Annotated in this window: 10 protein-coding genes; all 10 read left to right on the top strand. The window is 42.5% G+C overall.

Features of this window, described 5'->3' with window-relative positions; genetic code table 11:
• Positions 1-41: 41 nt before the first annotated feature.
• On the top strand, positions 42-1,289 hold the full coding sequence (locus EKM82_RS03675; protein ID WP_125766977.1) for an ABC transporter substrate-binding protein: 1,248 nt from the start codon (positions 42-44) through the stop codon (positions 1,287-1,289).
• Between the two features lie 75 nt (positions 1,290-1,364).
• Positions 1,365-2,297, top strand: a complete 933-nt coding sequence (locus EKM82_RS03670) for a carbohydrate ABC transporter permease (protein ID WP_225419651.1) — start codon at positions 1,365-1,367, stop codon at positions 2,295-2,297.
• Positions 2,297-3,121 carry a carbohydrate ABC transporter permease gene (locus tag EKM82_RS03665; protein WP_125766976.1) on the top strand — a complete coding sequence of 275 codons (825 nt, stop codon included), beginning with the start codon at positions 2,297-2,299 and terminating at the stop codon, positions 3,119-3,121. The genes EKM82_RS03670 and EKM82_RS03665 overlap by 1 nt, the downstream gene beginning before the upstream one ends.
• On the top strand, positions 3,118-3,729 hold the full coding sequence (locus EKM82_RS03660; protein ID WP_125766975.1) for a hypothetical protein: 612 nt from the start codon (positions 3,118-3,120) through the stop codon (positions 3,727-3,729). The genes EKM82_RS03665 and EKM82_RS03660 overlap by 4 nt, the downstream gene beginning before the upstream one ends.
• Positions 3,730-3,733: 4 nt before the next feature.
• Positions 3,734-5,305: a BglG family transcription antiterminator gene (locus tag EKM82_RS03655; protein WP_125766974.1), complete on the top strand. Its 1,572-nt coding sequence runs from the start codon at positions 3,734-3,736 to the stop codon at positions 5,303-5,305.
• A gap of 296 nt (positions 5,306-5,601) precedes the next feature.
• Positions 5,602-8,691 carry an alpha-mannosidase gene (locus tag EKM82_RS03650; protein ID WP_225419650.1) on the top strand — a complete coding sequence of 1,030 codons (3,090 nt, stop codon included), beginning with the start codon at positions 5,602-5,604 and terminating at the stop codon, positions 8,689-8,691.
• Positions 8,692-8,801: 110 nt separating this feature from the next.
• A complete protein-coding gene (locus EKM82_RS03645) occupies positions 8,802-9,554 on the top strand; it encodes an alpha/beta hydrolase (protein WP_191988101.1) in 753 nt (250 codons plus the stop codon).
• Between the two features lie 196 nt (positions 9,555-9,750).
• Entirely contained in the window at positions 9,751-11,694 is a 1,944-nt protein-coding gene (locus EKM82_RS03640) for a heavy metal translocating P-type ATPase (RefSeq protein ID WP_125766972.1), read from the top strand.
• 355 nt (positions 11,695-12,049) lie between these two features.
• Positions 12,050-12,367 (top strand): ArsR/SmtB family transcription factor, encoded by a 318-nt coding sequence (locus EKM82_RS03635; RefSeq protein WP_125648755.1) that lies wholly within the window; start codon positions 12,050-12,052, stop codon positions 12,365-12,367.
• Between the two features lie 132 nt (positions 12,368-12,499).
• On the top strand, positions 12,500-13,513 hold the full coding sequence (locus EKM82_RS03630; RefSeq protein WP_125766971.1) for a DUF6574 domain-containing protein: 1,014 nt from the start codon (positions 12,500-12,502) through the stop codon (positions 13,511-13,513).
• Positions 13,514-14,200: the final 687 nt, after the last annotated feature.

The raw sequence follows: 14,200 nt of genomic DNA, 5'->3' as shown, positions 1-14,200 counted from the left end.
ACTTTTTAACTTAAATTTATAAGTGAATAGGGAGAGTAATTATGAAATTCAAACGGGGCTTATTTTTCATCGGACTTACAGCAATGGTGGCTGTTTTAGCTGCTGGTTGTGGTCGTTCAGCACAAGGTGCGAGCGACAAACAAGTAACATTGGCAATTAACTATTATAACGGCGCAATTAGTAAGGCCGCGATTGCTAATACGAAAGCTCAATTTCCAAAATATAAATTACAATTTAAACAAGTACCGTCGAATGAAGATTTCGATACGAAATTGAAAGCAAGCTTAGGTGCGAAATCAGCACCAGATATTACGGCAATCAATGATAATATTGATGACTACCTACCTTACAAAGACAAATTTGTGAACTTGCAAGATTATGGCACTAAGGATTTGGCGAAAGATTATGTTGACTGGAAATGGCAATCAACGATGGGCGCCAAGGGCTACCAAATTGCCATGCCAATCGATATTGGCCCGACAGCTTTAATGTATAATGTCGCTGCCTTCCAAAAAGCTGGTTTGCCAACTGATCCTGAACAAGTATCAGCCATGATCAAGACTGATGCTGATTATATGAAAGCTGCTGATCAAGTTAAGACCAATGCGAAAATGCCAATGTTCCTGTCAACCGTTGCTTTGTTTGAAGATCGGGAACAAAAAGTCACCAAAGACTTATTCAAGAATGGCAAATTAAGTTTAGCTGATGGTCAATTAAAAGAAGCTTGGGACTTCGCCATTGCTGCTCATGAAAAAGGTTATACCTTGGACGTGAAGAATAGTGGTTCTGATTCAGTCAATGCCCAACAAAAAGGTTTATTCGGCGCCATGATCAAACCTTCATGGTCAGTTGAAGACTTGAAAGAAAATGGCGTTAAGCCTGGCGAATGGTTAGTGGCTGCTGCTCCTGGCGCTGCTTCAAATGCTGGTGGTTCTTACTTAGCTGCTTTGAAGACAACGGCTCATCCTAAGGAAGCTGCTGAAGTTATCAAATATTTGACTAACGAAAAGAATCAACGGGCTAACTTCAAAGAATTAAGCTTATTCCCATCAAATAAAAAAGCTTATGACGATAAATTCAAAGCAACAACGAATGAATTATTTGGTAATGAACAATACAACAAGTACTTCATTGAATCTGCTAACAAACGTAAATACTTCCGCGCTGATCCACGATCAAGTGCCGTTCAACGAATCTTTGAGGACCAAATGCAATTGATCCAAGATCAAAACAAAAAACCAGCACAAGCTTGGAAAGATGCGGTTAAGAAAGCCCAACAGGTCGATTAGACCAGCAATCAATTTCAAGTTGCTTGTGTCAGACAGGATTAACTAAATTGTTTTTTACATGAAGGGGTGGCACGTTTGGTTTTAAATGAAGTTGAGGCAAACCCAGTAAAGAAAAATCGCAAACACACCTTTAATTGGGATAAGGTGATGCCTTATCTGTCAATTGCGCCTTTCTATTTACTGTTTTTGGTTTTTGGTTTGTTTCCTTTAGTTTTCTCAGCCTATTTAGCACTTGGTAAATGGGACGGGATTGGGGCAATTCAATATACTGGCTTAACCAATTTCTCGCGCTTATTACAAGATCAGGATTTCTGGTTATCCATTAAAAACACCTTGATTATTTGGAGCGTGGGGACTTTCCCCATGTTATTCGCCGCATTAATTTTGGCTTTCTTGCTTAATTTACAATTCATTAAACATCGTGAATTCCTGAAATCAGTTTTATTCTTACCGAATATTACTTCGGTAGTGGCGATTACCATTTTATTTGGCTTGATTTTCTCGAATATGGATGGTTTGGCTAATGGCCTTTTACAAATGGTCGGTTTGCCGAAAATCAATTGGTTGACTAGTCCCCAATGGGTGCGCGTCGTCATTGCCTCGGTGAATATCTGGCAATATTTGGGTTACAACATGATTATTTATTTAACCGGGATCGCGCGGATTCCCAAGGATTATTATGAAGCCGCCGCTGTTGATGGCGCCAGTCAGCACCAAGTGTTCTGGCACATCACCATTCCCCAGTTAAAACCAATTATTCTGTTCACGATTATCATGTCGACCATTGGTGGGCTACAAGTCTTCTCCGAAGCACAAGTGTTGGTACCATCTGGGGCAACTGCTCAAGGTGGGGCGATGACAATTGTTTACTATCTCTACAAAACGGCCTTTACTAACCATCAATTTGGCTATGGTTCGGCGATTGCTTGGGGCTTAGTGGCGTTGATTGTCTTGTGTTCCGTTATTAACTGGTTGATCACCAACAGTCGGATCAAGGGGGTCAATTAATGAGTAGGCATTTCTCCAGATTGATTGTCCGAATTGTTTTATTTGCCGCCGTGGTTTTCTCGATTTTTCCATTTTATTGGATGTTTGTCATGGCCAGCAAACCAAACTCGGAGATTTATCAAACACCACCATCTTTGCTATTGGGTAATGAACTGTTTATGCATATTCAAAAAGTAATCACCCAGACCAATTTCTTTGGGGCGATGTGGAATACTATTTTTATTGCGGTGACGTCCACATTATTAGTGTTATTTTTTGATTCATTAGCCGGATTTGCTTTCGCAAAATTAAATTTTCGCGGAAAAACCTTTCTCTTTACTTTCTTAATTGGTACAATGATGATTCCAGGACAATTGAATATTATTCCTTCTTTCTACTTGATGGATAAGCTAGATTGGGTTGGATCGTATAAAGCACTGATTATTCCTGGTATGGCAAATGCCTTTGGGATTTTCTGGATTCGCCAATATTGTCGGGATTCTATTCCTGATAGTTTGTTGGAAGCGGCCAAGTTAGATGGCTGTTCTTTATTCCGCAGCTATCGATCTGTGGCATTACCAATTATGCGACCAGCACTAGCTTTTCTAGCATTATATTCATTTATGGGTTCCTGGAACGATTATATGTGGCCATTGATTATTCTTAATGATGAGAACAAATACACTTTAATGTTGGCCTTGACCCAATTAAAAGGGATCTTTACCGTCGACTATCCATTAGTGATTACCGGTGCCTTATTGGCGACTTTACCGTTATTAGTCTTGTTTGCGTTTTTCAGTAAACAATTAATTGCCGGGATTACCGATGGCGCGGTTAAAGAATGAGAAAATTTTTACGGCGCGCTAATTTAGGTTTCGTTGCGAGTCAACGTTGGTTAATTGATGTAATAATTGCCAGTCTAATATTTCTAGTCAGTTTGTTAGGCGTGGTCACGATTGGTTATGGGCTGATCATCACTTTTTGGTGGTTAGCGGGCTCAGGTCGTCATAGTTGGCGGCAACTACTGACTTGGCGGGTGGCTGGTCAAAGTTTACTGATTCAATTGGGGTTGATCAGTGGCTTGGTACTGCTAGGCTTACCCTTACTAGTCACGGGGCAATTATTAGCACAATCAGCATTGCTCAGCAGCATGCTCATTGTCAGCTCGTTATTTTGGGGTAGCCTATTCGTTAGTGGGGCGCTTTGGGCGAGCTGGCGCTTAGGACAAACCAACCAATTGCAAGGGCAGGATTTTCGCATCTTTGGGCAGTTATGGTGTCATTTTTGGTGGCTACTGTTAATCGGGTTAGTGCTGTTAGTCAGTGGTTGTTTCTCGATCTGGCTATGGCCTGCCAGCTGTGTTTTGGTATTGGGAACGTTATTATATCTGGAAAATTTTGGATTCAATTACAGTCAACAGCGACTGTTGGGGATTAAAGAAAGAGTGGGTTAAATTTATGGCCACTGGGAAAAAGTATACAGCCACAAAATTGACACAGCGGGAAATCGATTTACTGAGTCACTTATTGAAAAATGGCGCCACCGCATCATTATCTAATTTAGCGCAAACCATGACTTTGACTGAGAATCAATTGCGCTATGCCATTACCAAAATCAATCGTTTCTTAACTGAGCAGAGTTTACGTTGGGTGACGTTGACTCATGATCAAATTTCGGTGCCGCAACCGCAAGAAACACAAACGGCCTTAAATTATTTCGTGTCGCATACGACCCCGGATAAGTTTCGCTATTCGGAAGTTCAAAAGCGCCGGTTTATTTTATTGAAATTATTGTTGGCCGATCAGCCGATCCCAACCAGTTATTTCATGGAGGCTCTTTACAGTTCGCGGACGACGATTGTTAAGACTTTGGAGGCAATTCGCAGTGATTGTCAGTTAATGGGCTTGGAATTGCAACATGTTCGTCGTGCCGGTTATTTGATTAAGCGGTCCGGCTTTCAGAAGATTTTGCATTTTTATCGCTTATTAACGCAGACGATTAATTTACGTGAGATTTACAGCTTTTATTACCAAGCAAATGTGTATTCAAAAATGGGCGAGTTGGTGTTGTTTAATGTATTTAACTTGGATAATTTGGTCGTGGCACTGGAGAAGACCAGCCGCTACGCCCCAAAGGATAAACCGTTAGACGACAGTGATTTCTTCTTATTGGCGATTTTAAATTATAAAATTATCATTTTGAATGAACTTGGTCATACGGCGGATCAACAACAGTTATTAGCGATTGCTGAATTAGCTGAACAACTATTTACAAACACGCAAAACGAGGATTTAACTATTGAAACGGACTTGGTTGCGAAAATGAACCAAGCCGTCAGCGAAACTTTCCCAGGGCGGTTTACTTTAAGCGAAGAGTTTAGTCGGAGCTTGGTGCATCATTTGCGCCATGTCTTCTTCCGTCATGAGAATGGCTTGGTGTTGCCAGAAAGTAGCTTGAATAATCAAAGCGACCAGGCAGTGCTGTTGCAAGATACGATTGGTCAGATTCTCCATGCCACTGGCAATCGCCAATTCGCGCAAATTTCGGCAGGGGAAGTTGAATTAATTGCCGCTTATTATTTAAGCGAAGTTGAGAAAATTAATCATCAAGAACGGCCACAACCACGATTTTTAGTGGTTTGTCTGGAAGGTCAGATGATGGCGCAAGTTTTGCGGAACAAGTTGTTGGCCTTGACGCCCCGGCAAAATATTGATTTTGCCGCGGTTTATCAAGTGAACGCAACGCAGGCAAACACTTATGATTTGGTCATTAGTACCGTGAAGTTACCAAGTATTGATCAGCAAAAATTGGTTTATCTTGCCAATGGCTTATCGGAAAACGTGGTCGCTGAAATTGCCCAACGTTTGGCAATTTTGCCTCAGGCTAAGCCGAAACTAGCAGATGAAGAGCGGCGCCATGCGATTCACGGTATTTTAGCTGATGCTGATTTGCCGGCGGCTGTTTATCAGAAGTTGCGCCAACAAATTGATATTTTATTTGAGTCAGCAGCGACTGATTCTGTGCGTTAAGGACAGTTGAAGGCAGTTTTCCAATCAGTCAAAACGATTTTTGAGGCCGAATTAATAGTGAAAGCTACCGCACCGAATGACAAAATCCCGAGTAATTCTTAATGAATTGCTCGGGATTTTCTGCCAAAAATAGGCGATTGATATTGTTGATCGCTGTTCAGTGTTTACCGGAAATTTTGGCACTAATCATCGTTGCAAAAACATAATGCTTAAGCTTAGGTTCATTATCTGACAACGCCGCTGGAAAACATTATTTTCTAGTAAGCAGCAATTAAATCAAGTGGGGGAAGGTCATCATGAGTATGTTTTATTTAGAGAAAAAAGGACAGGCACGCTGGCGTGAATTAGCGAAATATCGGTTTGACTGTTTAACCGAATTGACGACTTGGCAATGTCAGGCTGGGGAAATCAGCCAATATCCGCCAAAAGATTGGCCCCAGGAACAAACCATTAAGTTAGGTGAAACTTGGTCCGGTCGTGATCGTTATTTGTGGGTCATGACCGAGCTAACTTTGCCTGATCAACCAGAATTATTTTTATATTTTGATTTTGGCAAGACTGATGGTGGTACTAACAATGGTTTTGAGTCGTTATTGTTTATTAATCAGCATCCCTATCAAGGTGTTGATGGTAATCATCGTGAAGTGGCTGTCAGTGATTTTCGAGGCCAACGGATTCAAATTGCCTTGCGCTTATGGTCGGGCTTGGAAGGCGGTGGTCAACCACGGGTGCAGCACCATTTGCTGAAAACGGCCGAGTTGCGGCAGCGACGGGTAGCTGTGGATCAACTTTATTATGATGGCAGCTTATTAAATAAGACGATTGCGGTGTTAGGCGCTGATGATCCCATCCGCTATCAACTTGAGCAAACTTTGGATTTAACGCTCGCTAAATTGGACTGGCAAGAGCCAGGCAGTGCGACCTTCTTCGCTTCGGTCCAAGTGGCGGCTGATTATTTGCATGATGCCTATCAACATTTCAATAAGACGTCACCGGTCACAGTCACTGCCGTTGGCCATACCCACATTGATGTGGCCTGGCTGTGGCGGACGAAGCATACTCGGGAAAAAGCAGCGCGGAGTTTTTCCACAGTTTTGCGCTTGATGAAAGAGTATCCGGACTATGTCTTCTTACAAACGCAGCCACAGTTGTACCAATTTATTAAAGAAGACTATCCGGAAATTTTCGCGCAAATTAAAGACCGTGTTCGTGAGGGACGCTGGGAAGCAGATGGTTCCATGTGGCTGGAAGCTGATTGCAATATTCCCAGTGGCGAATCGCTAACCCGGCAAATCTTGCAAGGTAAGCAGTTTTTTAAGCAAGAATTTCAGCAGGATATTCATTATTTGTGGCTACCAGATGTGTTCGGTTATTCTTGGGCCTTGCCACAAATTCTGAAGAAAAGTGGCATTGATACCTTTATGACCACCAAAATTAGTTGGAACCAGTATAATCGAATGCCCCACGATACCTTTAATTGGCGGGGACTTGATGGTTCTGAAGTGTTGACGCATTTTATTACCACGCCGGAACCTGAGGAAGATGAGAATATCGAGGGCCAGTGGTATTACACGTACAATGGTGATTTAGAACCGGCGGCGCTCCTAGGCCTTTATCAGCACTATCAAGATAAAGCCATCAATCAAAATTTGCTCTTGGCTTATGGCTTCGGCGATGGTGGTGGCGGTGTCACCCGTGATATGTTAGAGAAAAGTCAGAGGTTAGCCGCATTACCCGGCTTGCCTCAAGTAAAATTGGGAACGGCGCGGGAATATTTTGAGCAACTCCATCAAACCATTGCACAGACGCCAGGTTATGTTCAAACTTGGGATGGCGAATTATATTTAGAATATCATCGCGGCACGTATACCACCCATGCTGCTGTTAAAAAGACAAATCGTAAGACCGAATTGCTATTGCGGCGCTTAGAAATTCTGTTCAGTCTCTTGCAGATGTCCGCGACTGCCAAGGCGACCTATCCCGGCCAAGTGTTGCATGATTTGTGGCGAATTCTGTTACGCAATCAATTCCATGATATTGTGCCCGGCTCAGCCATTCATGAAGTATACCAAGATTACCAAACTGAATTTGACAGTTTGCAACAACAAGTTGACCAGTTATTAGCCAGTTTACCGCAGCCAAAATCGTTACAAGTCTTTAATTATGCGGCTTGGCCTGTGACTGATTTAGTCTTTTTACCAGAAGTAGATTCAGCAGCTACTCAAATTAGTGATCAAACGGGACACCAATTGCCAATGGTAAAAAGTGCGGGCCAAACCGCTGTCTTAGTGACAGTGCCATCATTTGCAGCGGCGACTTTAACGACAGCTAAGACCGCGGTTGTCAGCGACCCGGCCAAACCGGTGGCGACCATCCTTGAGTCGGGTCTGAAAACCGCCCGTTATCAAGTGATTTGGAATGAACGGGGTCAACTGACCAGTCTTTATCAAGTGCGGCAGCAGCGGGAAGTTTTGGCCGCACCAAGTAACGTCTTGCAACTGTTTGAAGATAAACCGATTAATTTTGACGCTTGGAATATTGATATTTTTTATCAACAGAAGTGTCAGGAATTGAGTGCGGACAGAATTGAGGTCATTGAGAATAATCAATTATTTGTGACGGTTCAGTTTACTTATCATTTCGACAAATCAACGATTATTCAGCAAATGCGTTTGTATCAACACACTGATCGAATTGATTTCATCACTAAGGTTGATTGGCAACAACGGCAGCAGTTATTGAAAGCTAAGTTTGCCGTGAACGTTCGCGCGACTGAAGCTACTTATGATATCCAATACGGCAATGTGAAGCGACCGACTCATTGGAATACTAGCTGGGACTATGCCAAGTTTGAAACAGTCGGACATCAGTGGGCTGATTTATCACAACAAGATTTTGGCGTTAGTTTATTAAATGATTGTAAATATGGTTACGATATTAAAGACAATTGTCTGCGGTTAAGTTTATTGAAAGGGGCGATTTTCCCAGATCCAACGGCGGATCTTGGTGAGCATCAATTCACTTACAGTCTGTTGCCTCATGATGGTGATTTTGTGGCTGGTGGCACGATTGCCGCTGCTTGGCAACTAAATGATCCGCTGCAAATTGCGTCAGTGGCGTTACCAGACTTACCTCAGGTGATGATTGACTCTAAAACGAACGTGATGATCGATGCCTTGAAACAAGCTGAATCAGGGACCGGCTGGATTCTGCGCCTCCACGAAACTATTGGCAGTGAACAAGTCATTGACCTAAAAGTTGCGGGCATTAAACAATGGCAAGAAACCAATTTGATGGAAGAACCGCTGGCAACCAAACCAGTGACTGGCGAGACGTTGCACTTAAAGTTGACACCATATGAAATAAAGACATTCTTATTGCGGTAAGATAATAAGTCCGAATCAATCAGCTGAAAATTTCAATGCTAAATCACTTACAAAATGAATCCAAACTCTTATGTTATAGTTATAGTAGATTAACTGAGGAAGTGTTCAAATTGGATTTTGATTTTAAACGAGATGGCTTGAAATTACATGGTCGTTACGAGAACCCAGCCAAGGATTGTCAGAATTTAGTGATTTTGATGCATGGCTTTACTGGGAACCTCGGTTATCACCCCACAGATTTGTTGGCGCAGTTGGCCGGTCGGCTCAATGAGCAAGGTCTAGCAACTTTACGGTTTGATTTTAATGGCCATGGCCGTAGTGAGGGTGATTTCAGTCAGATGACCGTTTTAAATGAAATAGCTGATGCTCAGGCTGCGTTAAGCTATGCTTTCAAAACTTGGCAGCCCAAAAAAGTATCACTACTGGGCCACTCCCAAGGCGGGGTAGTTGCCAGTATGTTAGCCGGTTATTACGCCGATCTGATTGACCGTCTGGTGCTAATGGCACCAGCAGCCACTCTAAAAAGCGACGCCCAAGCTGGCAAAACCCGGGGGTTGATTTATGATCCCCATCATATCCCTGATCAATTACCAATTTGGTCAGGGCTAGATCTCGGCGGCTTTTATTTGCGGACGGCCCAAACTTTGCCAATCTATGAGGTGGCTCAGCAATTTACCGGCCCAGTTTGTCTGATTCATGGCCGCGGGGATGTGGTCGTTAACAAACGCGCCTCAGAACAATATCATGAGGTGTATGCTAACAGTGAGTTGCATTTATTACCAGACGCCGATCATGGTTTTGGCGGTAGTGCGCGCCAGCCGGCTGTTGATTTGGCAACGCATTTTTTAAGCCAGAATAAATAAACATTTTGAAAATTGATTCAGTTATTTAAGCATCACTGACGCTACATGAGGTCAGTGATGCTTTTTGAATACCAAAAAATTAAAGCTAAAAGGTTAAAAAAAGTGCTAAAAGGTGATTGACTTTTCAATTTGATATGCAATAATGTTCATATGAAGTAGTAATCATGTAAACGCTATAAATTAGAGAGGTGTCGTAATGGCTAGTCATCGTTTAGCATCAAGTCAAGCTGTCACTAAATCGAAAAAAATAACGTTTAATCACGAAAAATTAGCGCAACGGCTATTTTATTTGGGATTATTCTTGTATTTAGTGGCCTTATTAGTTCCTGGTTTGCCGCAAGTTCTTCGGAATTCGGCGTATTTAATCGCCACTTTTACCGCCGGTTATCACGTGATGATCGAAGGTTTTGGCGATACCATCAAACAAACCCAATTTAAACATCGGTTTACACCGAACATTCATATTTTAATGACCCTTGCTGCGGTTGGTGCCATTTTAATTGGCAATTTCTCCGAAGCGGCGCTCTTGATTCTGATTTTCGCAGCGGCTCATTTCTTAGAGGAATATGCTGAAGGCAAGAGTAAACGCGAAATTACCAAACTGATGAATTTGAATCCGACGGAAGCCCGCTTGTGTCAAGCCAATGGTGAGTGGCAGTTAGTGCCAGTTGGTCAATTAAAGATTGGCGATCAAGTGCGGGTTTTAAATGGTGATCAAATTCCCACCGATGGTAAAATTTCGGTTGGTCAAGCAGTGATCAACGAAGCAGCGATCACTGGGGAAAGTATGCCGAAAACCAAAACGGTTGACGACGAAGTTTTTGGCGGCACGATCAATGGTAGTCAAAGTTTTACCATGGTCGTCACCAAGGATAGTCAAGATACGGTTTTTGCGAAGATTCTACAACTGGTTGAACAGTCGCAAAACGATCTCAGTCACACGGCTACTAAAATTAAACGTATCGAACCTGTTTATGTGAAGGTTGTCTTGGGTCTATTCCCAATCTTTATTTTGCTAGGACCGATTGCCTGGGGTTGGACTTGGGCCACCAGTTTGTATCGTGGCATGGTCTTTCTGATCGCCGCTTCACCTTGTGCCTTGGCGGCCAGTGCGGTGCCAGCAACTTTGGCGGCCATTTCGAACTTGGCCAAACGCGGCGTGCTTTTCAAAGGCGGTTCTTACTTAACCAATTTAAATGAACTGAAGGCCATTGCCTTTGACAAAACTGGGACCTTAACAGCTGGCCAACCCACGGTCACTGACTATCAATTTGTGAACGCGTCAGCCGAACAAACAACGGCTTGGTTGACGATCATGACCAATATGGAACGGCAAAGTAATCATCCTTTGGCGACGGCAATTGTCAATCGGTTTAATCAACAAGCGCCAACTATCTCTGCTGCTGAAATGACTGTGACCAATCAAGTTGGCCAAGGCTTAAGTGCTAGTTATCAAGGACAACAATATCAAATTGCGAAACCTAGCATTTTTACCGTCATCCCAGAACCACTGCAACAAGCACAGCAGACTTGGAGTCAAGCCGGCAAAACGGTGATTTATTTTGCAGAAAATGGTCAAGTTGTTGGCGCGCTCGGTTTAATGGATGTGCCGAATCAGCAAGCCGCTGCGGCAATTGCTTATTTTCAGCAGCAGGGGATTGTGACGACGATGATTACTGGCGATGATTTGAAGACCGGTCAAGCCATTGCCCAGCAGCTAAAAATCGATCACGTCGTTGCCAATGTGTTACCAGCTGATAAAGCAACCGTGGTCACTGATCAGCAAGCCAAATATGGCCTAGTTGCCATGGTTGGTGATGGCATTAATGATGCACCAGCGTTGGTCAAAGCGAATATTGGTGTGGCCATGGGCGATGGCACTGATGTAGCCATGGATGTGGCTGATGTGGTCCTGATGCAAAATGATCTGGGTAAGCTCACTTACGCTCATCGCATGTCGCGCCGTTTAAGTAAAATTGTCTGGCAAAACATTATTTTTTCAATGTTGGTCGTTTTACTATTGGTAACACTGAACCTAATTGGTCGCATGGACTTAACAATTGGTGTGTTAGCCCATGAAGGTAGTACCTTGCTGGTTATTCTCAACGGCCTACGTTTGTTATTACCATTGCGAAAATAACAGTGGCACTAACTAAGTTGCCACTGTTCTCAAATTAAGTACACGCACATAGCCTGATTGGCAGTCGCTGGGTTTCCAGAGATCTTGCCAATCAGGTTATTTATTTAGGCCGTTTTCATGTTCTCAAAATCGTTCATTTTTTTAATTTATGCAGCAGGTTGCGAATCCATATTTGTTGGTTTGATTTTCCTAAAAAGTGGCAATTATTTTTTTGTCCGGCATTCTTTACCAGAAAAACTTATTGATCAATTACCTGAACTTTTACCTGAACTTTGCAGTCCAGTCAAGTCTTGAGTATAATATCAAAAGGTAAGTAAACTGTAATTGGGTTTGCCAGTGAAGGGAACGAACAATAATGACTGAAGAAATCGATTGGTCACACGATGATGACCTGATTGAAAATGTCCAACGAATTTTTCATATTCTAAGTAACGAAACACGCTTGAGAATTATTTTAACGTTGGATCAAAATGAACGTAATGTGCAACAATTGCAAGAAGCAGTAGGATTGTCGCAGTCGGCAATTTCTCATCAGCTGGCTATTTTGCGTGAATGCAATTTAGTCAATTCCGAGCGAATCGGTAAAACCCGGGTTTATCGGTTGTCTGATGACCATGTTAAGGGCATGATCAATACGCTCTTGATCCATAGTCGGGAACATCCTCAGGATTAGAAAATAAGTGTTAATGTAAATGATTGCATTTTAAAGGCGCAATTGTCATACTTAAGTTGTTTTAAGCGTTATTATTTGTTTTATTCAGAAATGATAATCAGTTCATAATAAAGTTTTTAGGGGGAATTTTTCATGGAAACTTGTCCAAATTGTGGTCATGAATTAGCAGATCCAAGTGTTGAATTTTGTCCAAATTGCGGCTTTCGTTTAACTAACTCAGTGCAGCAGACTACTGCCGCTGACGACCAATCAAGCACAGATTCAGCTGAGGCAAACGAGGCAACGAATGCTGCTAGTCAAGACACAACCTCTGACGATTCTCAGGCAAGATCAGATGATCATGATCAAGCAGACGACGAAGCAGCAAGTCAAGCAGATCAGTCAGCACAACCAAAGGCTGCTGATGAGCAGTCAGCTGACAACGACGATGACGAAGACGATTATGATGATGACGATTACGATGAACCACGGGAACCGTCAGCATTTGAAGTTTATTGCAAGAATTACTTTAAAGAATTAAATCAAAATATTCGTCATCCCCAAATTCGTCATGAATCTAGCAATTATCATGGCCTGATCAATCTAGGCCTGATTGCATTGTTGATGAGTTTTGCCATTGCCCGCTTCTTCGGCAAGACTCTTGGCACTTTATTAAGTGGCTTAAGTTCAGCTGGACTGAACTTAAATACTGAAGCTAGTAGTTCGCCATTACCATTGTGGGGATATGTATTTATTGGAATTTTGCTAGCGTTTGCGATTCGCGTGTTCGCCTTATTCCTGTATCAGCGCGTAGTCCTGCATGAATCAATCAGCTTCTTAAGCGCAATTAATGAATTATTTATTCCCACTGGCTTAGCAGTTTATCTGTCAGTGCTAGCGTTGATCTTAAGCTTGATCCTGGCGCCAAGCATGACCCTGATCGTAATTTTCTGCTTGCCATTCTTGCTGGTCAACATCGCTTTTGTTGGGAGCTTATGGATCTTCAGTGAAAATCATCCTGATCAACAGCGTTTTTACTTTGTAGTCGTTACTTTGGTATTAACTTCCTTAGTCATGTTGATTTTTGGTCGCTTATTAATGAGTAATGTGATCAGTCAATTAAATCTTCCTAGCATGATGTCGCGGATGTTTGGTGGCAGTTTCTAGTTACTAAACTTTAGACTAAGAAGAAAGTCAACTTTTCCTAAGTTAGTGTGGTGTGGCTGTCGATTTGAAACTGAACTGGTTTGAGGCAAGGTAGTGGACAACTACGTTGCGACCGGCGGAGTGTGGAACGCGGCCGGGATTGATTTGAGCTTATTGCTTTGCAACAATCTCAAATACAACCCTTATCCTAAGCGCTAAAGCGCCAAGGATAATTTGGCGGCTGACACTCCGGCGGCCTCCACTTCGTTTTGAACTGATCTGGCTCACTCCAGATTTTGTCGATATCAAGACAGTACTGGTAAGGTTAGACGCTAATCGACAGCAACTAATTGATGTCACTGACTTAATTTAGAAATACTAATTAGAAATTGCCTGATGTAAAGTAATAAATCCTATTTGATAATCTTTCTGGATAAACCAGAAACTGTCAGATAGGTTTTTTTGGTATTGTTATTCAGCTGTGACAACAATCTAAATCGAGTTGAGCTGTCCTACTATAGTTGCCTTAAGCTCTAACCAAGTTGAAGTGAACTACCTCAACTCCAGACGGAATGGAGGGCGTGGTTGTCAGCCAATCGGTTTTTATTTGCGTAGGAGCTTGCGAGAAGCAGCCAAATTTGTCTTATTGCTTTAGCAATTAGACAAAGGCTCGTATTGATGACAATTTGAAAAATTGGCATCAATCGA

The sequence above is a fragment of the Lapidilactobacillus wuchangensis genome, from assembly GCF_003946645.1.
GTDB classification, from domain to species: Bacteria; Bacillota; Bacilli; order Lactobacillales; family Lactobacillaceae; genus Lapidilactobacillus; species Lapidilactobacillus wuchangensis.
This window is presented reverse-complemented; position numbering and strand designations above follow the sequence as displayed.